General features: G+C 54.7%; 17 protein-coding genes and 1 pseudogene. 5 read left to right on the top strand and 13 right to left on the bottom strand.

The genetic code is table 11. The features are described from left to right. Nucleotides 1-2: 2 nt before the first annotated feature. The 6 genes from DFO56_RS20155 to DFO56_RS20130 all read right to left on the bottom strand — a co-directional run bounded on the left by DFO56_RS20155 (nucleotide 3) and on the right by DFO56_RS20130 (nucleotide 5,427). Entirely contained in the window at nucleotides 3-1,358 is a 1,356-nt protein-coding gene (locus tag DFO56_RS20155; protein ID WP_020455003.1) for a 6-phospho-beta-glucosidase, read from the bottom strand. Nucleotides 1,359-1,412: 54 nt separating this feature from the next. Then, nucleotides 1,413-2,252: a transcriptional regulator ChbR gene (gene chbR / locus DFO56_RS20150; RefSeq protein WP_017459239.1), complete on the bottom strand. Its 840-nt coding sequence runs from the start codon at nucleotides 2,250-2,252 to the stop codon at nucleotides 1,413-1,415. A gap of 13 nt (nucleotides 2,253-2,265) precedes the next feature. Further along, on the bottom strand, nucleotides 2,266-2,613 hold the full coding sequence (gene chbA, locus DFO56_RS20145) for a PTS N,N'-diacetylchitobiose transporter subunit IIA (RefSeq protein ID WP_045511101.1): 348 nt from the start codon (nucleotides 2,611-2,613) through the stop codon (nucleotides 2,266-2,268). 47 nt (nucleotides 2,614-2,660) lie between these two features. After that, nucleotides 2,661-4,019 (bottom strand): PTS N,N'-diacetylchitobiose transporter subunit IIC, encoded by a 1,359-nt coding sequence (chbC, locus tag DFO56_RS20140; protein ID WP_020455001.1) that lies wholly within the window; start codon nucleotides 4,017-4,019, stop codon nucleotides 2,661-2,663. 80 nt (nucleotides 4,020-4,099) lie between these two features. Then, complete coding sequence (locus DFO56_RS20135) at nucleotides 4,100-4,435, bottom strand: PTS sugar transporter subunit IIB (protein WP_071925221.1); 336 nt, start codon at nucleotides 4,433-4,435, stop codon at nucleotides 4,100-4,102. Between the two features lie 314 nt (nucleotides 4,436-4,749). Next, on the bottom strand, nucleotides 4,750-5,427 hold the full coding sequence (locus DFO56_RS20130; protein WP_045511097.1) for a type 1 glutamine amidotransferase domain-containing protein: 678 nt from the start codon (nucleotides 5,425-5,427) through the stop codon (nucleotides 4,750-4,752). Between the two features lie 379 nt (nucleotides 5,428-5,806). On the opposite strand from DFO56_RS20130, the gene DFO56_RS20125 reads away from it, so the two are divergent. Further along, nucleotides 5,807-6,064: a YdgH/BhsA/McbA-like domain containing protein gene (locus DFO56_RS20125; RefSeq protein WP_020454999.1), complete on the top strand. Its 258-nt coding sequence runs from the start codon at nucleotides 5,807-5,809 to the stop codon at nucleotides 6,062-6,064. 95 nt (nucleotides 6,065-6,159) lie between these two features. On the opposite strand, the gene DFO56_RS20120 is transcribed toward DFO56_RS20125, so the two are convergent. The 3 genes from DFO56_RS20120 to DFO56_RS20110 all read right to left on the bottom strand — a co-directional run bounded on the left by DFO56_RS20120 (nucleotide 6,160) and on the right by DFO56_RS20110 (nucleotide 8,732). Beyond that, on the bottom strand, nucleotides 6,160-6,543 hold the full coding sequence (locus tag DFO56_RS20120; RefSeq protein ID WP_045511094.1) for a DoxX family protein: 384 nt from the start codon (nucleotides 6,541-6,543) through the stop codon (nucleotides 6,160-6,162). A 112-nt stretch (nucleotides 6,544-6,655) separates the two neighbouring features. Then, on the bottom strand, nucleotides 6,656-8,032 hold the full coding sequence (locus DFO56_RS20115; RefSeq protein ID WP_020454997.1) for a heavy metal sensor histidine kinase: 1,377 nt from the start codon (nucleotides 8,030-8,032) through the stop codon (nucleotides 6,656-6,658). After that, nucleotides 8,025-8,732 (bottom strand): heavy metal response regulator transcription factor, encoded by a 708-nt coding sequence (locus tag DFO56_RS20110; protein WP_020454996.1) that lies wholly within the window; start codon nucleotides 8,730-8,732, stop codon nucleotides 8,025-8,027. The genes DFO56_RS20115 and DFO56_RS20110 overlap by 8 nt, the downstream gene beginning before the upstream one ends. Before the next feature lie 166 nt (nucleotides 8,733-8,898). On the opposite strand from DFO56_RS20110, the pseudogene DFO56_RS20105 reads away from it, so the two are divergent. Beyond that, nucleotides 8,899-9,465, top strand: a pseudogene (locus tag DFO56_RS20105) (YceI family protein); the annotation flags it as partial. Nucleotides 9,466-9,773: 308 nt separating this feature from the next. On the opposite strand, the gene DFO56_RS20100 reads toward DFO56_RS20105, so the two are convergent. Genes DFO56_RS20100 through DFO56_RS20090 form a run of 3 tightly spaced genes read right to left on the bottom strand, consistent with a single transcriptional unit; the run spans nucleotide 9,774 to nucleotide 11,615 of the window. Then, nucleotides 9,774-10,559 (bottom strand): anti-sigma factor, encoded by a 786-nt coding sequence (locus tag DFO56_RS20100; protein ID WP_045511088.1) that lies wholly within the window; start codon nucleotides 10,557-10,559, stop codon nucleotides 9,774-9,776. Then, nucleotides 10,556-11,113: a sigma-70 family RNA polymerase sigma factor gene (locus tag DFO56_RS20095; protein WP_045511085.1), complete on the bottom strand. Its 558-nt coding sequence runs from the start codon at nucleotides 11,111-11,113 to the stop codon at nucleotides 10,556-10,558. The genes DFO56_RS20100 and DFO56_RS20095 overlap by 4 nt, the downstream gene beginning before the upstream one ends. Beyond that, a complete protein-coding gene (locus DFO56_RS20090) occupies nucleotides 11,094-11,615 on the bottom strand; it encodes a tetratricopeptide repeat protein (protein ID WP_045511082.1) in 522 nt (173 codons plus the stop codon). The genes DFO56_RS20095 and DFO56_RS20090 overlap by 20 nt, the downstream gene beginning before the upstream one ends. 187 nt (nucleotides 11,616-11,802) lie before the next feature. On the opposite strand from DFO56_RS20090, the gene DFO56_RS20085 reads away from it, so the two are divergent. Beyond that, nucleotides 11,803-13,467, top strand: coding sequence for a phospholipase D-like domain-containing protein (locus DFO56_RS20085; protein WP_045511080.1), 1,665 nt, complete (start codon nucleotides 11,803-11,805; stop codon nucleotides 13,465-13,467). A gap of 246 nt (nucleotides 13,468-13,713) precedes the next feature. Here the strand turns inward: DFO56_RS20085 and DFO56_RS20080 are convergent, their stop codons facing one another. Next, nucleotides 13,714-14,310, bottom strand: a complete 597-nt coding sequence (locus DFO56_RS20080; protein ID WP_045511077.1) for an NAD(P)H-dependent oxidoreductase — start codon at nucleotides 14,308-14,310, stop codon at nucleotides 13,714-13,716. 112 nt (nucleotides 14,311-14,422) lie between these two features. Between DFO56_RS20080 and DFO56_RS20075 the strand changes: the two genes are divergently transcribed. Then, nucleotides 14,423-15,019 (top strand): TetR/AcrR family transcriptional regulator, encoded by a 597-nt coding sequence (locus tag DFO56_RS20075; protein ID WP_045511075.1) that lies wholly within the window; start codon nucleotides 14,423-14,425, stop codon nucleotides 15,017-15,019. A gap of 60 nt (nucleotides 15,020-15,079) precedes the next feature. Continuing rightward, nucleotides 15,080-16,336: a nitrate regulatory protein gene (locus DFO56_RS20070; protein ID WP_045511072.1), complete on the top strand. Its 1,257-nt coding sequence runs from the start codon at nucleotides 15,080-15,082 to the stop codon at nucleotides 16,334-16,336. Nucleotides 16,337-16,563: the final 227 nt, after the last annotated feature.

Genomic DNA, 16,563 nt, shown 5'->3' with positions numbered 1-16,563 from the left:
GGTTAATGATGTTCAGCTTTCAGTTGCGCAAGGGTACTGGCAAAGTTTGGCAGCCATTTTTCGTGGGCGAGCAGCATTTCGCGCGCCAGGATTTCCGCGTCGCGATCGGAGTGGATCAGCGGGCTGAGGCTCAGCGCCAGCAAGACATCGTTCAGCTCGCCGCTGAGTGCCGCTTTGCTGGCCGCCACTTCAAAACCTTTAATGGTGTAGATAAGCCCCAACACTTTCTCATCAAAGTGGGTGACGCGCGGGTGCGGTGTTGCGCCGTTGCGCCCCAGCGTACAGGTCATCTCTACCGCCCAGTCCGCCGGGATATTGTCGATATGCCCGTGATGCGGAATATTCACATAGTGCTCGGTTTGCTTATCGTTATAGATAGCGTTGATCACTTCACAGGCCGCATCGGAATAGTACGCGCCGCCGCGCTGTTCAAGCTCTTTCGGTTTCACCTTCAGCTCAGGATCTTTGTACAGCTCAAATAGCTGTTTTTCGACTTTCTGTACCACCTGCGCCCGCGCGCCACCTTTGTAGTACTCGCCCATCTCAATCGCCAGCATCTCTTTTTGCTTAAAGTAATAGAGCAGATAAGAACAGGGCAGCAGGTTGAGCGAGCGGATCAACCCTTCGCTAAACGGCAGGTCGAAAATGTTCTTCACCGAGGAGGCTTTCAGCCTGCCGGAGGCCACACCGTCGAGCAGCTCCGCAAAACGCGATTCACCATTAACCAGCACATCTTTAATAAATACCATGTGGTTAAGGCCAAACAGATCCATGGCAACATCATCGCTGCTGCTAAGACCCAGCACGTCATGAATAAACATCTTCATGCCGACCGGAATATTGCACACGCCGATAAACTTTTTAAAACCGGTGTGGCGATACACCGCTTCTGTGACCATTCCCGCCGGGTTGGTGAAATTAATCACCCACGCATCCGGGCAGATCTCCTCGACATCTTTGATGATGTCGAAGATAACCGGAATGGTGCGCAAACCTTTAAACAGCCCGCCCGCACCGTTGGTTTCCTGGCCCAGATAACCGTGACTTAGCGGAATACGCTCATCCAGCTCGCGGGCTTTAAGCTGGCCGACGCGCAGTTGCGTGGTGACAAAATTTGCCTCGCGCAGCGCTTCGCGGCGGTCCAGCGTTTTAAACAGTGTTAGCGGGATGCCGGCTTTATCAATCATGCGCTGGCAAAGATCGAAAATAATATCCAGCTTCTCTTTTCCGTCCTCAACATCGACCAGCCATAATTCGGTGACCGGCAGTTCGTGGTAGCGCTTAATAAACCCTTCCAGTAATTCCGGGGTGTAGCTGCTACCGCCGCCGATAGTGACGACTTTTAATTTCTGCTTCATGATTTCTCCCTTCGTGTCAGACACGGTGGTGTAAAACGTTCAGCCCGCACGCCGTTACTGGTTGATTTCCGTTAACCTTTTTCGGTAGCTATTGGGGGTGAATGAGGTCATTTTCTTGAATGTTTTAATAAACAGGCTTGGGCTGCTGTAACCCGACTCATAAGCAATATCGGTGACGGAATAGTTGGTCATTTCCAGCTGCTTCTTGGCGAAATCAATGCGGATTTCATTGATAATCTGCATCGGCGTTTTGCGGTAATAACGCCGGGTGGCGCGGGTCAGATACTCCTGCGATTTCGCCGCCAGCTGCACCATATTTTCCATCGCGTTTTCGCCAAACTGCGTTTTATCGTGCATTGACTCAATGGTGGTTTTTAACCACTGCGGTGTGTCATCCACCACCTGCTCTTCACGGTAGTGGCGCAGGCGGTTAATGACATAAAAGGTCACCGCCTCGATAAATTCGTCCAGCCCGGTTTCGCGGAAATTGAGTGAGGCGATAACGGTTTCCACATAGCTCAGAAAAGCGCTGCTGGCGCGGTAGGCCTGCGAGGCGACAAAACAAAATGGCAGCAGGGCAAGATAATGCTGTTCAAAAAAGCGTTTACTGATCCCCACATTGAGTATCCGCGTCGCGCCAAATTCATAGAAACTTTGGTGGTGCGAACCCAGCGGGATAAAAACGAAGTCACCGCGTTCAAGCAGCACGCGCTTACCATTAATCTCCTGGTAATAGCGGCCGGTTAATACCAGCGTGAATTCGTAGTAGTCGTGCTGATGCAGCCCGCTGGCGCTCTCCGTCTTGTTGTAGATAAACACATGGAAATTTTTACCGTTAAACAACTGCTGTTCGTGAACGGTTTTGATCCCCAGCGTGTTGATCGAAGGCTGCATTATTCACTCCTTGTTATTTCAGTTTTTCGTGAAGCTCAATCAGTTCCGTTATCAGCTCGCGCGCCAGCATTGATGTCATCAGATGATCCTGCGCATGCACCAGCACCAGGCTCACTTTCATCCGGCCTTCGCCCTGATCGCCCTCAATCAGTTTAGTCTGCACCAGGTGTGCTTCGTTGAGCGCCAGCCTTGATTGCTCCATCAGCGCTTTTGCGCTGTCAAAATCACCCTGTTTAGCCTGTTTCAGCGCGGTGTAGGCCAGGCTGCGCGCGTGCCCTGAGTTAATGATTAAGCCCATCACCACTTCTTCCAGCTCATCGGCCGGGGTGGTGCTCTCCAGGACGGTATCGAAATCGAACATCGTTGCTCCTCGCGTGGTTTCCGGCGGGGGCCACCCGCCGGGTTCGGTCAGAATTTCAGTGCATTAGCGATATCTTCTTCGCTCTCTTCCTGCTCAATGGCGTTCTGCGCTTTGTTGGCGACCATCACGAACGGCAGGTAAACCAGCGTCGCAATGCCTAAGTTGAACAGCGCGAGCAGCAGCGCGGCGATACTGCCGTTGGTGTTAAAGAATGCGCCCAGCCCGGTTGGCATTGTCCACGGTGCAATGTTGGTGATCGGTGGAATAAAGCCGGTGTAGTAGGCCAGCAGCGTAATGGCGGCAAGTATCGGCTGCACCAAAATGAAGGGGATAAACATCACCGGGTTCATGATGATCGGCAGGCCGAACAAAATCGGTTCGTTAATCTGGAACAGGCCGGAAGGCAGACCCAGCTTCGCCACCTGGCGGTAATCCGCGCGACGCGAAGCGAGGAAGATGGCGATAATCAGCCCCAGCGTTGCGCCGCTGCCGCCCAGGAAGATATAGGAGTCGAGCATCGGTTTCGCCCAGACATGGAACGTTTTGCCCGCTGCCAGCGCCGCTTCAACCGAGCCATATTGTTGATAGACAGAAATATTTTCCAGCGCCCATGGCGTCATGATGCCGCTGTCCAGCGCGGTCAGCGCCAGCGAACCATGGATGCCGAAAAACCACAGCAGCGGCACAAACAGTACATATGCCCAGCCGACCACACTGCCCAGCGAAGCCAGCGGCGTGGAGATGGTGTCCATGATAATTTGATGGAAATTGGTGCCGTAGTGATTCAGCGCCCAGGCGATAATCCCCATAATCGACAGAATAATAAAACCGGGGATCAGCGCGGAGAACGAGCGCGCCACCGAAGCCGGCACACTGTCTGGCAAGGTGATCACCCAGTTGCGTCGCACAATAAAGGTGAACATTTCCGCCACGGCCAGACCAATGATAATCCCGGAAATAATATTCGCCCCGCCTAACCAGTTGGCGCCAACGGCGTAAGATTCACCGACGCTATACGGTGTGACGGTCATAAACGCGGCAATCGATAACAACCCGGCGGCCAGCGCATCCACTTTGCGCTCTTCCGCCAGCGCCATGCCGATAAAGAAGGGGGCCATCAGCGACATAATGCCCAGCGTGCCGTTATAGACGTTGCCGCCGATGCCTTTAAAACTGTTCAGCGTTTCAATGGTCGAGGCATCCAGCCGAATGCCCAACGAATAAAAGAACGATCCTTCGCCAAAACTCAGGAACACGTTATTAATTAAGACAAACATCGCCCCGGCGAGGGTCAACGGCATTAAGCGGATAAAGCCGTTTTTAATGGCGTTAACATGTGGCTGTTTGCCGATTTTTACCGCAAAAGGCACCAGTATCTTTTCAAGTGAAGCAATGGCATTACTCATAGAAAAATACCCTTAAATACCGCAATGCAACATTGCGGTGAATGTGTGGGATCACTGTGTGATAAGCGAACGCAAAACGTTTAGTTGGCGGCGGCTTTTTTTATTGCCGCCACGGCGGCCTTCAGAACACCTAAACCATCGACTTTGCCGTACAGCGAGGCGTCGATCACTTCGACAGGCTTATTGGGAAGCAGACGCTGGATATCCGGTAACATCCAGGCGATTTGTGGACCTAATAAAACAACATCGGCCTGCGGGCCTTTTTCACTGGCGAGTGTCTCGGGAAATGCTTCAATAATGACCGGGACTTCATATTTTTCCGCCTGGGTGCGCATCTTCGACACCAGCAATGACGTCGACATGCCCGCAGAACAAAACAGGTAAATATGTTTCTTTTCCATAAAAACGACCCTCATTGTCCGATGATCCGCCAGCCGGACTCGTTTCTCTCTCTTCGTACTGGCGGTGCGCCTAACCAAAATGACTTTTTTCTTCGGTTGAAACAAGTATACGGGAGGGTTATCGGTGCGGGTATTTCATAAGGCTCCAAAATTGTCTCTGGTTGACCTGGTGCTTTGCGGGCCTTCACATTTTGGGCAATTTATCGTTAAAGAGGTGGGTCAGGCGGTGATAAGTACGGTTCAACTATTTCTGGATGGCACTGCGTAGCTGCGCAAAAAGGCGCTGCGAGGCGCCGCCATTACGCTGCGGGTAATGGCGGCAACACGCATTATCTCAGCATGGCGACTAACGCTTTCGCCACAGCTTCGGAACTGGCCGGGTTTTGCCCGGTGATCAGTTTCCCGTCTTCGACGACGAACGGTGCCCAGTTCGGCCCTTTGTCATACTTCGCGCCGAGCGATATCAATTCGTCCTCCACCAGAAACGGCACTACGTTGGTCAGCTCAACATCCGCTTCTTCGCCGTTAGTAAAGCCGGTCACTTTACGGCCTTTCACCAGCGGATCGCCGGCGGCGGTTTTCACATGACGCAACACGCCCGGCGCGTGGCAGACAAAACTCACCGGTTTACCGGCACGTTCAAATGCTTCAATCAGCGCAATCGAGGTGTCGGATTCCGCCAGATCCCACAGCGGCCCGTGGCCGCCGGGGTAAAAGAGAGCGTCAAAATCCCCGGCGCGTATGCTATCGAGTTTAACGGTGTTAGCCAGCGCCTGCTGGGCCGCCGGGTCGGCTTTAAAACGGTGGGTCAGTTCGGTCTGAAAATCCGGCAGATCGCTTTTCGGATCGAGCGGTGGCTGACCACCGGCGGGCGAGGCGAGCACAACCTCGGCGCCCGCGTCTTTGAATACGTAATAAGGGGCGGCGAACTCTTCAAGCCAGAAACCGGTTTTTTTACCGGTATTACCCAGTTCGCTGTGGGATGTCAGCACCATTACTATTTTCATGTTACCTCCGTCGTGATGCGTTATCAGCGGCATTACCGTTGCCATACTGAATGAAAAAGTCGTTCAGTAAGCATAGCGATGAATATCGGCTTTACCGGGATTGTCGGAAAACTCCAGGCCTAAGCGTTACAGCATTCACACTTTATTACACGTCGCTACACCACAAATTATTTTCTTTAATTCGTTTCGCTGTGGGTGAATTTTTTTATTATGCATTGCGGTCCATTTTTTCTTTTATTCAAAGAAATGTCTAATCCTGTAAATAACGCCAGTCTGACAAAGTTGTTATAAAACTGTCAGCCGCTGGTCAGCATGCTCTGCGTAATATCGCTTACGTTGAAACATCATTATTCCCCCCTCTTTTATGCGGAGCTTTATTATGAAAACCATTATTAACACCGTGCTTGCTGCAACACTGTTTAGTGCTATCTCTTTCGGCGCGTTTGCCGCGCAACCGGTCACCGACGATAGTGGCCTGGTGCCGATGGGCACCATTTCAATTGCCAAAGCCGATACGGTTGCAGATCTCGAAGCGCAAGTTCAGCAAGCCGCTGAAAAAGATAATGCGAAATACTATAAAATCATCTCCGCCGGTGGCGATGAGTATATTTATGGTAATGCGATTCTGTATAAATAATCGCGTGCAATAACCCCCGATCTTTCATTCGCTAAAGACCGGGGGTAATTATTCAGACATTGAAAAGGGCGCCGCGCAGGGCGCCTTTTTGCTGGCTATGATTTTTGTGGTTCGCGCGCCAGCAGGTAGAAACAGAGCAGACCGGCGCAAATACTCATGTTTTTGGTGAATTGAATCACTTGTCCGGCTTGCTGGGGGCCACTTGCCGCCCAGAATTGATGGAACATAATACTGGTGAGAAAAATATAGAAGATCCACAACAGCGATATTTCTTTTACCCGATAACCAACAATAAATGCAATGCTGCCACCCAGCTCAATGGCAATGGCAAAAATAATCATCAGTCTGCCAATAAGCATATCGCCAAACGGCGTTTTTAACACGTTATCAGTGAAGTTGATTATTTTCCCGCTGCCGCTATATAAAAACAGCGGGGTGATTAAGATACGGGCAATGATAATAATAGTGTGGTTGTTCATGCGTGGTTCCTTGAATAAGAAAAAACCAATGAGTGGGCATGAGCAGTATATTGGCGGAACCCTGACGGCCGAATGACACCACTCTGTCAAAGCTGTCAGGGAATAGCTGGCGTTATTTATTTAGCGCCAGCGTAAAGCCAAAGGTATTTTCGCCGTTCTGGCTGGTGGCAAACACATCACCGCCATGCATTTGCGCCACTGCTTTGACAATCGACAGCCCAAGCCCGTGGTTGGTATCGCTTTGCGTTCTGGCGTGATCGGCGCGGTAAAAGCGCTCAAACAATCTTTCCAGATGGTGGCTTTCAATGGCATCGCCGTAATTTTTAACGCTCACCGTCGCATGCTGATCATTACGGCTCAACGTGACCGTGACCTGGCTATTTTCGTAAGCGTAGCGGGCGCTGTTTTCCAGCAAATTGGCGAGCGAGCGGGTAAATAAGCGCCTGTCGACGCAGATCGTCACATCACCTTCGATCAGTAATTGCAAATGGCGATCGGTGAATGAAGGTTCGGTATATTCGGCCGTTTTTAACGCCTCCTCGCGCAGCGACACTTCCGCAAGCTGCGCCGGATGTTTGCCGGTTTGCGCATGGGACAAGAACAGCATGTCGTTGACGATCGACGTCATGCGGTTTACCTCCTCAAGGTTTGATTCGAGGCAGGCTTCGAGTTCCTCATGGCTGCGTTTGCGCGAGAGGGCTAGCTGCGTCTGGCCGAGAATGCTTGAGAGCGGCGTTCTCAACTCGTGCGCCACATCGGCGTTAAAACTTTCCAGTTGTCGCCATGCAATTTGCTGGCGGGCGAGCACGCCGTTAAAGGCTTCCGCCAGACCCTGCAATTCCTGCGGGAGCGCAGTGGCGTCCAGCCGCTGGCCGTCAATCCCTGGCGCAAGTTCACGCGCCTGCTGGCTGAGGAGTTCCACCGGTTGCATTCCCTGGCGGGAGATAACAAAGCCTAAAAAGGTCACGAACAGCACGCCCATGGTGGTGATAAAAATCAGCACCTGGGTAAATTCATTCAGCGTGCCCATATACGGCGTGGAGTCGATAGAAACCACAAAATGCAGCGGCGTCACGCCATCGCGGTAGCGAATGGTTTTCGTCAGAATAAACAGCGGACACTGGTCGGTTTTTTCCCGGTTAATGCGGCTGAAGCCATCGGTAAGGGCGTTGAGATCGATCTCTTTTGGCGGCTCGCCACCCACTTGTAGCGCCGGATCGCTGCTTAAAATCCAGTAGTGAACACGCCCGCCTTCCGAGTTACTCAGGCTCATCAGCTTGGTTTTGAGTTCATCAAGTTCATGGTGATTAAACTTGGAAACGATCAACGGTTCCACCAGCGAGTAGCGGAACATCAATTCGTTATGCATCTGTTTATTCAGCGATTCGCGCAGCGATTCCCGCAGGCAAAGCGCATAGGCGAGGGCAATACATAAGGTGACCACCGCAAACGTCAGCGCCAGCTTGCGGGAAATAGAACGTTTAAACATACGCACTCATCTTGCCGGGATCTTCGTCGCGATACTCAAGGATGTAACCCATGCCGCGCACGGTGTGCAGCAGCTTCTCTTCAAACGGGGAGTCGATTTTGGCGCGTAAACGTTTGATCGCGACTTCGACAATATTGGCGTCGCTTTCAAAGTTCATATCCCAGACCTGCTCGGCAATCATCATTTTCGACAGCACTTCCCCCTGGTGCCTGGCGAGCAGACTTAGCAGGGCAAACTCCTTTTGCGTCAGGTCGATGCGCGTACCGTTGCGGTACACTTTGCGCGCGAGCAGATCGAGCTGCAGGTTGTGGACCTGCAACTGTGAAATATCAAGCCCATCGGTCGGTCGGCGGCGCAGCAGCGCCTGAATGCGCGCCACCAGCTCAATCAGCGAAAACGGTTTGGTCAGGTAATCATCCGCGCCCAGTCGCAGCCCTTTAACCCGCTCATCAAGTGAACCGCGCGCGGAAAGCATCAGCACCGGCGTCTGTTTCAGTTTGCGCAGGCTGGTGATGACGGCATATCCGTCCATCGACGGCAGCATGACATCCAGGATAATGGCGTCGTAGTCCATCTCCGTTGCCAGGAATAACCCTTCACGCCCGTCGGCGCAGACATCGACGTTGTAACCTTGCTCGCGAAGCGCGGTGTTGATGTAAGACGAAATTTTCTCTTCATCTTCGATTAAAAGGAGTTTCATGACCCAGGCCCTGATGATTACCTATAACTGACGTCAATAATATAAAGCGTTGCCGCTAACAATTGCCTGACCGTTAACTGACAATTTTGTAAGCAAAAGACGTTATAACGAATAAAATTCCCGCCTGGTGCGTTTACGGGATATCTGCAATCCGGAGAATCCATTTATGAAACGCATCATTCCAGCCATGATGATTGGCCTTTTAAGCGCGCCGGGAGCACAGGCGATGCCGCTCAGCTACCGTATCGCCACGCCGGCAACCACGGTTGCGCTCTCCTGGCACGCCTTTGGCGGCGTGTCACAGGCGCATCTTGATGGCGTAAGTGGCGACGTAACGCTGAATCCGGCGCAGGAGAGGGAGGATCGCATCAACGTGACGATCCCCGTTGCGACACTTATCGCCTCTAACAGCCTGCTGACTTACCAGTTGAAAAGCAGCCTGTTTTTTGATGCGGAGCACTACCCGACAATCGCCTTTAGCAGTAGCCGGGTGGTGGATTTAGGCGACGGGCATTTCCGGGTTTTTGGCTCCCTGGCGGTAAAAAATATTCGCCGCCCGGTGATCCTCGACGCCACGCTGCAAAAACAGGGCCGGGCGGATTCGGGACAACTATCACTCCATGCCACCACCGCGATCTCCCGTTCGGCATTTAACATGGATAAGTTCGCCATGCTGGTGGACGACACGGTAACGATAAATATTGAAATCCATGCGCAGGCCCAGGCCCAGGCCCAGGCCCAAGCCCAAACCCAGGCTCAAGCTCATGCCCAAGCCCAAGCCCAAGCCCAAGCCCAAGCCCAAGCCCAAGCCCAGGCCCAAACCCAAGCCCAAGCCCAAACCCAAGCCCAAGCCCAAGCCCAAGCCCAAGCCCAAGCCCAAGCCCAAGCCCAGGCCCAAACCCAAACCCAAGCCCAAGCCCAGGCCCAAACCCAAGCCCAAGCCCAAGCCCAAACCCAAGCCCAAGCCCAAGCTCAAGCCCAGGCCCAAACCCAAACCCAAGCCCAAGCCCGCCAGCCAGCGTAAACCGTAGCGGGCGCGACTTATGACAGCGCGGCGTGCAGCGCCTGCGCGTGTAGGGATAATTGCGGCGGTGGGTTGCGGCCTATCAGTACAAATTGATAGCCGCGTTGTTGCCACCAGACGAGGTGCATATCGTGGCGATGTTCAGGCGTTAAGGCGCGCGTTTGGGCATGTCGTTCAGGCGAAATACACAGCGCCATCGGGCCATATTCCGCATCCATCCACGCGATTTGCGCAATCGAGGTGCTGTCATAACGCAGCATGCGCACCATCTTCAGTTCTGCGCCGGTCAGGGCAAGTTGCGCCACCTTCATGTTTAAGCCAATATCCTGCGCTGTGCGTGCCAGCCCGCGTTGCAATGCCGTGGGTGAGCTGTCCGCATCCAGCAGCGTTTCCGCGCTATACAGCGACATGTATTGCGCCTCAAGATCGCGGATTTTCTCGCTCTCATCACGCGCCAGCGCCAGTGGCCTTGCGAAATAGCCAAGCCCGCCGCCAATGACCAGAAAACTGAGCGACGCGGCAATCAGCGAACGGCGGCTGATGCCTGTGGATGAGCGGGGCGAATCCAGAAGCTCGTTCAACCGCGCCTGCATGCGCGCTTCGGGAGCCTCATGAAGCAGCGGTGCGAAGGCCTCGGTGAAATCCGCACGATCCTGTTTTAGCGCCTCGGTACGGCTGGCGAGCTGTTCGTCTTGTGCAAGCTGGCTCTCAAATTGTTGCGCATCCGCTTCACTCATCTCGCCATCGAGCCAGGCGACAATCGCGTCATCCTGGTAAGGCGGTGTAAACATGCTGGGTTTCACGAGCGTTTCTCCTGGGGTTTTGGCGGCGTAGTGGCTTTTTTCGCCAGCGTCGCGCGTGCGCTCGCCAGCCGGCTCATGATCGTGCCGATAGGCACTGCGAGCGTGTCTGCCGCTTCCTGATAGGTAAACCCTTCGACATAAACCAGAAATACGGTATTGCGCTGCGCCTCCGGCAGCGCGCTGACGTGCTGCATAACTTTCGCGTAATGCCGCCGCGCGTCATCCTGAGCGTGGGTATCCGCCGCCAGCAGTTCATCACTCTCCACAAAACCTTGCCCCATCCGCACACGACGCGCGCGCAGATCGGAGATCCAGATCGAGTGCAGAATGGCGAACAGCCAGCTGTCTATGCGCGTGCCGGGGGTAAATTGCGCACTCTTTTCGAGTGCGCGAACGCAGGTCGACTGCACCAGTTCTTCGGCAACCTCGCGGTTGCGCGACAGAACCAGCCCATAGCGCCACAGGCGTGTCAGATGTGCAGCAAGTTGCTGGCGAACGTCACTGGTGGTGATTTTGCGCTCCTCGCACCGGTCGTCAGAACTCAGGGTGACCATTAATCGCCGCCTGCAAATCGCGATACTCTTCGCATTGCACACCGCAAAGCGTGGCGATGGTTTTCAGTTGCTCTTTTGCCAGATCCGGGCGGCCTTTCACCAGCCACGCTTCTCCGAGATATTCCCGCACTTTCGCATACTGCGGGTTGAGCGCCAGCGAACGCTGATAATAGCCAATGCCTTCATCGGTGCGACCCAGTTTGCGCGTGGCGTAACCCCGGTAGTTCCAGGCTTCGGCGGTATTGGCGTTTTTCAGCGTATCCAGCAGATTTAGCGCCGCCTGATACTCCCCTTTTTTCGCCAGATGATAAGCGTAATGGGTTTTATCGTCGTCGCTGAGGCTGCTGCTTTTTTCCGCCACACACTGTTTGAGTGTGCTGTCATAAACCTGCCCGCTCGGGCAGTCTGGCGTTTTACTGTTGGTATTATCGTCTCCGGCGGCGAAAACCTGCGCGGCAGGCAACAAAAATAGCGACAGCAACAGCGGGGCGAGCGTTTTCATTTTGAGTTCCTTCGGTAGCGTGAGTAGTGAGTTAACGCCGCAATGGCGATTTCTATTCGAAAAAAATCACGTTTCCCGCCAGGCGCTGCTGATGCTGGCGACATCACCGTTACGTCATACATCCGGTTTATAATTTGATACGGCGTGTCACGGGAGTGTGAGTCTCTGATTCGGCGGAGGGTAAACCATGCGTGTTAGCGGGCAGCAAGGTGAGTTAACGGCGTTAGCGGTGGCGGGCAGCTATGTGGTGTTGCTGGGCTGGGATATGCCCGAGCAGCATATCCTCGCCGGTAATATTCTCGGTTTCGCCATTCAGCGCACGCGAAAAAGCGACGGGGAGGTTATCTGGCTAAACGGTATGAAAACCTTCGCCAGCGTCGAGCCGACGCCCGCGCCGGGCGTGCCGGTCTCCTCGTTCAGACACCCTTTCCAGACCTTTCAATGGTCTGATTACAGCGTTGCGCCCAACGCGGAATATCGCTACGACATTGTCGCCATGCGCGGGCCTGCCGGGGCGTTAACGCCGGGCGATGCGGTGCAACTGACGGTACTAACCGAGCCGGTGGATAACGGCGAGCACGCGATTTTCTTCAACCGTGGAGCGATTGCCTCGCAGGAGTATGCCCGGCGCTTTCATAATGCCAGCCCGGCGGAGATTGGCGATGCGGCCTGGAAGTGGCTGTCGCGCGGCCTGCTGGAAGGGCTGGAGCGGTTTATAGGCCAGGCTGATAAAGGTGATGAGCTGCACGGTGCCATTTTTGAATTCAAAAACAGCCGCATCTATGACGCGTTAAAAAGCGCTGCCGCGCGCGGCGTGACCGTGAGCGTGATTTACGACGGCGACTCGCAGCGTGAGTCCAATGAAAAACATCTGGCGCACAGCGGCATCGAGGCGCTGACGCACCCGCGCATCCACTCCGGTCGCTATATGCATAACAAGTTCTTTGTCTTGCGGCGCCAGGGTGTGTCGCAGCAGGTCTGGACCGGTTCCACTAATCTCAGCGAAAACGGCATTTTCGGTCACTCGAATAATGCGCACATCGTTCGCGATCCTCGCGTGGCGGAGCAGTACGAAACCTACTGGCAACTGCTGTTGCAGGATTTAACCCGGGCGCCAACGGCGAAAAAAGTCGAAACGATCACCGCCGCGCCGCCGGTTCCGTGGCGCGATGAAGTGAGTACCGTCTTTTCGCCGCGCACCTCGCTCACCGCGCTGGAGTGGTATGCTCAACTGGCTGCGGGCGCGCAACGCGCGTTGTTCGGCACTTTCGCTTTCGGCATGAACAAACTGTTTGTCCCCGCCTGGGATCGCACCGACGAGGTGTTACGCTTCGCCTTGCTGGAGAAAAAAGGTTCCGGCAGTCAGTACAAGCAACAAGCGGCGGAAATCGACCGTATCCGCAAACATCCAAATGTCACCATCGCCGTTGGGCAGAACCTGGTGCTGAACGCCTTTGACCGCTGGCTGAAAGAGATCGAAAGCCCGGTAGAAGAGACGCACGTCACGTACATTCACACCAAATATTTGTTGATCGACCCGCTTGGCCCGGAGCCGATTGTGATTATCGGTTCGGCGAATTTTTCCGCCGCGTCCACCGACACCAATGATGAAAACATGCTGGTGATCAAGGGCAACGCTGCCGTGGCAGATGTTTATCTTGGGGAGTTTATGCGTCTGTTCACCCACTATGCGTTTCGTGAATCGGTGGCGCGCTCGCAACAACGCATCGTTGCAGGCGCGGTGTCGCCAAAATACCTGTACGAAACCACGCAGTGGATTGATGCCGCTTCCGGGTATTTTGTCGCCGGTAGCGACCGCGCCCTGCGTCGCCGCTACTTTTCCGGCCAGTAAACCGCGGCAAAATGGTGGTGGCAGCAAATAATTGCCTGTGGCGATAGTTTCGCCACAGGCTCTTTTTTCCGCCTTTGTTCGGCAGGATAAAAAGAGAAATAACCGCTAATAAAGCGTACCGGCATGGCTATTTTGCTTAAGGTCGATAAAAAGCAATGTAACGCAGTGCTGGTTCTTCAGTGCGTGGATAACGGTGCCCTTTTAAACCCGCCTGGATGGCGGGTTTTCGCGGGTAAAGTGAGAAATTTACTGCTGGTGAGTAAATATCCGCTCGCCAATTTTTTGCGCCTCACGTAATAACGCTTCCGGCGTGCCGAAATCAGGCAGCATCAGCGTGGCATTGGTGAGCACCGGCGCGCCGCAATAATCAAAAATGCCGTGGGCGATCTGCGTCTTCCAGGATTGTGCATAGCCATGCTTTTCAAAGGTTTTCATGTCTGAACCACCCAGCGCGATAAGGTGGACAGGTAAATGCCCAAGTTTGCCGGAGACCTTGCCGTTTGCGCCCTCTTCATAGGCCCAGCCGTTGGAAAACACCCGGTCAATCCAGCCTTTTAACTGGCCGGGCATGGTCCACCAGTAAATGGGGAACACCAGCACCAGCGCATCGGCTTTCTCAATGCGCGCCTGCTCGGCAAGCACATCGGCGGGCAGTGGCGCGCCTTCGGCAAAGGCGGTGTAATCTGCCGCATTAAACACCGGGTTAAAGCCTTCTTGCGTCAGATCGGCAAATTCTGCGCTATTTTCCCCGTTTTTATCCGTTATCCCCTGTGCAACAGCTTTTGCCACGCTGTGGGTTAACGAGCTTGCTAAAGGGTGCGAAACCACGATTAACGCATGCATCTGAACCTCCAGGATTGCCATCCGCCGTTAACGGACGTAGTCTTATATACGAACAGTAACCTACCATTAGTAAGTTACTTTTAGTATATAAGCCTGTCAAGGGAGAAACATCATGGCGGAAACGCGTGTGCGTCAGCGTTTGTCGCGGGAAGATCGCTATTCGCAGCTTGTGGATGTCGCGTGGCACATTATTCGCCAAGAGGGCACCGAAGCACTGACGCTCGGCCATCTGGCGGAGTTAGCCGGTGTCACAAAGCCAGTGGTGTACGATCATTTCACCAGCCGTTCCGGGCTGCTGGCGGCGCTCTATCGCGAATATGATCAACGCCAGAACCGCAAAATGGATGATGCGCTGGCAAAGACCGCGCCGGAACTTGCCGCGCGCGCGTCGGTTATCGCCACCGCTTATATTGAGTGCGTGCTGTTTCAGGGCCGCGAAATGCCAAGTTTACTGGCGGCGCTCGCCGGTACGCCGGAACTGGAAACTATCCGCCGCGAATACGCCGTCGATTTCATCGGCAAGTGCCGCACTCTGTTTGCGCCATTTTGCGGTGAACCGCTGCGCGATGCGCCTCTGTGGGCCATGCTGGGTGCCGCCGAAGGGCTCGCCTGGGCGGCGGTGCAGGGGGCGATTAGCGAGTCGCAGGCGAAAGAGGAACTTTGTGCGGTCATCATCGCCATGGTTCGGGCGACGCTGCCGCGCGGCTAAAGCCGTTCTACCTGGCGCGCGCCTTGCATCAGGGAAGCAGGACTTTCCTGGAGCATACGCATGATAGCCAATTCATCGACCACCATCCGTTTCCTGCTCGCCTCGCGCCAGTGTGAGCTCAACAGCCTGCGTTATCTGCTGCAAAGCGGCGAGCTGGTGGGCAAGATCAGCCAGCTTGTACACATGCTGCAACGCGAGCGCGGAACCTCCAATATGTTCCTCTGCGCAAGCAAGGGGCAATTTGCTGATGAGTTGATCCTGCGCGAACAAGAGGTGGCGCAGGCACAAGCACCGCTGATGGCGCAACTCGACACGCTGGAGCAGCAGATTGCCGCGCTGCCGCTGGCCAGCCGTCTGTTCAGCCACGTCGCCAGCGTCGTGTACGCCCTGAGTTTGCTACCTGCGTTACGCCAGCAAATCCGCCAGCGCACGCTGCGTTTACCGCAGGCGATGAGCTTCTTTAACGACATCATTCGCCATCTGTTGTCGCTGGTGTTTGAGCTGTCTGACACCGCCGCCGAACCGGCCATCTCCAGGCATTTGATCGCCATGTTCAGCTTTATGCAGGGCAAAGAGTACGCAGGCCAGGAGCGGGCGACCGGTGCGGCGGCCTTTGCCGCTGGTACATTCAGCGAAGAGACGCAGCAGAAATTGCTCAGCCTGATTGAACGCCAGGAGCGCTGTTTCGCCACCTTCACCGATTTCGCCGACGATGAACACCGCCTGCGCTGGCAGCAGATGGCGACCGACAGCCAGTTTGAACGGCTGCGGCGCATTGCCTGCACCGGGCGTGAGCTTTACGACGCCGACAGTTGCCTGCGCTGGTTTTCCCTTGCCACCCAGCGCATTGATGAGATGAAAACCCTGGAAGATGCGCTGGCGCAAACGCTGATGGCGCACTGCCGCGCACGCATTGCCGCCACCGAGCAGGCCAATAATGAGCAACTCGCCGATATCGAAAGCCTGATGCCCGCATACGAGAACGAAGAGAGCAGTTACTCAGTCTTTAGCGACGCCCACGGCTGGCTGGAGAGCGGCGGCGTTCGCCCGCAGCTTGGCCGTTCACTGCTGGTGCTGGTGCAGCAGCAGTCTCGGCGCTTGCAGGCGCTGGACACAGAACTGGCGGCGCTGCGCGAAACGCTCAACGAGCGCAAGCAGATTGAGCGCGCGAAAAGCATGTTGATGCAGCACCGGCAAATCAGCGAAGAAGAGGCTTACAAAACCCTGCGGCGTATGGCGATGAACCAGAACAAAAAGCTGATAGAAATCGCCAGCGCCATGCTGGCGGTGGCCGATGTTTTTCAGGCTAACCCTTAAGGAGTAGCTGCACATTGCCAGTGCGAAAAGTGCCCTTCCGCAGTGCGCCGCGCTGGGTTGTTAGCGGCAATGTGCCGCGAAACCCGCCGCTTTCAATTCTGGCACAGCCTTTGCTTTAACCTTCCCGGACAGAAAAAATCACAACGCGCACCCGGCCAACGGCGGTCGGTTTAGCGTTAAGCGGACAACGGCGTCCATAAGCGTGCAGCTTTGCACAGGCTTATGGA

It is taken from the genome of Kosakonia sp. AG348, from assembly GCF_003337365.1.
Taxonomy (GTDB): domain Bacteria; phylum Pseudomonadota; class Gammaproteobacteria; order Enterobacterales; family Enterobacteriaceae; genus Kosakonia.
The sequence above is the reverse complement of the archived record's forward strand: the minus strand, read 5'-3'. Positions and strand labels throughout refer to the sequence as shown.

Excerpts from the sequence above, each read along its gene's own strand:
- DFO56_RS20080 (WP_045511077.1), bottom strand. The coding sequence starts at position 14,310 with ATGCATGCGTTAATCGTGGTTTCGCACCCTTTAGCAAGCTCGTTAACC.
- DFO56_RS20070 (WP_045511072.1), top strand. The coding sequence starts at position 15,080 with ATGATAGCCAATTCATCGACCACCATCCGTTTCCTGCTCGCCTCGCGC.
- DFO56_RS20125 (WP_020454999.1), top strand. The coding sequence starts at position 5,807 with ATGAAAACCATTATTAACACCGTGCTTGCTGCAACACTGTTTAGTGCT.
- chbR (WP_017459239.1), bottom strand. The coding sequence starts at position 2,252 with ATGCAGCCTTCGATCAACACGCTGGGGATCAAAACCGTTCACGAACAG.
- DFO56_RS20090 (WP_045511082.1), bottom strand. The coding sequence starts at position 11,615 with ATGAAAACGCTCGCCCCGCTGTTGCTGTCGCTATTTTTGTTGCCTGCC.
- DFO56_RS20075 (WP_045511075.1), top strand. The coding sequence starts at position 14,423 with ATGGCGGAAACGCGTGTGCGTCAGCGTTTGTCGCGGGAAGATCGCTAT.
- chbA (WP_045511101.1), bottom strand. The coding sequence starts at position 2,613 with ATGTTCGATTTCGATACCGTCCTGGAGAGCACCACCCCGGCCGATGAG.
- DFO56_RS20115 (WP_020454997.1), bottom strand. The coding sequence starts at position 8,032 with ATGTTTAAACGTTCTATTTCCCGCAAGCTGGCGCTGACGTTTGCGGTG.
- DFO56_RS20120 (WP_045511094.1), bottom strand. The coding sequence starts at position 6,543 with ATGAACAACCACACTATTATTATCATTGCCCGTATCTTAATCACCCCG.
- DFO56_RS20085 (WP_045511080.1), top strand. The coding sequence starts at position 11,803 with ATGCGTGTTAGCGGGCAGCAAGGTGAGTTAACGGCGTTAGCGGTGGCG.
- DFO56_RS20130 (WP_045511097.1), bottom strand. The coding sequence starts at position 5,427 with ATGAAAATAGTAATGGTGCTGACATCCCACAGCGAACTGGGTAATACC.
- DFO56_RS20095 (WP_045511085.1), bottom strand. The coding sequence starts at position 11,113 with ATGGTCACCCTGAGTTCTGACGACCGGTGCGAGGAGCGCAAAATCACC.
- chbC (WP_020455001.1), bottom strand. The coding sequence starts at position 4,019 with ATGAGTAATGCCATTGCTTCACTTGAAAAGATACTGGTGCCTTTTGCG.
- DFO56_RS20155 (WP_020455003.1), bottom strand. The coding sequence starts at position 1,358 with ATGAAGCAGAAATTAAAAGTCGTCACTATCGGCGGCGGTAGCAGCTAC.
- DFO56_RS20135 (WP_071925221.1), bottom strand. The coding sequence starts at position 4,435 with ATGAGGGTCGTTTTTATGGAAAAGAAACATATTTACCTGTTTTGTTCT.
- DFO56_RS20110 (WP_020454996.1), bottom strand. The coding sequence starts at position 8,732 with ATGAAACTCCTTTTAATCGAAGATGAAGAGAAAATTTCGTCTTACATC.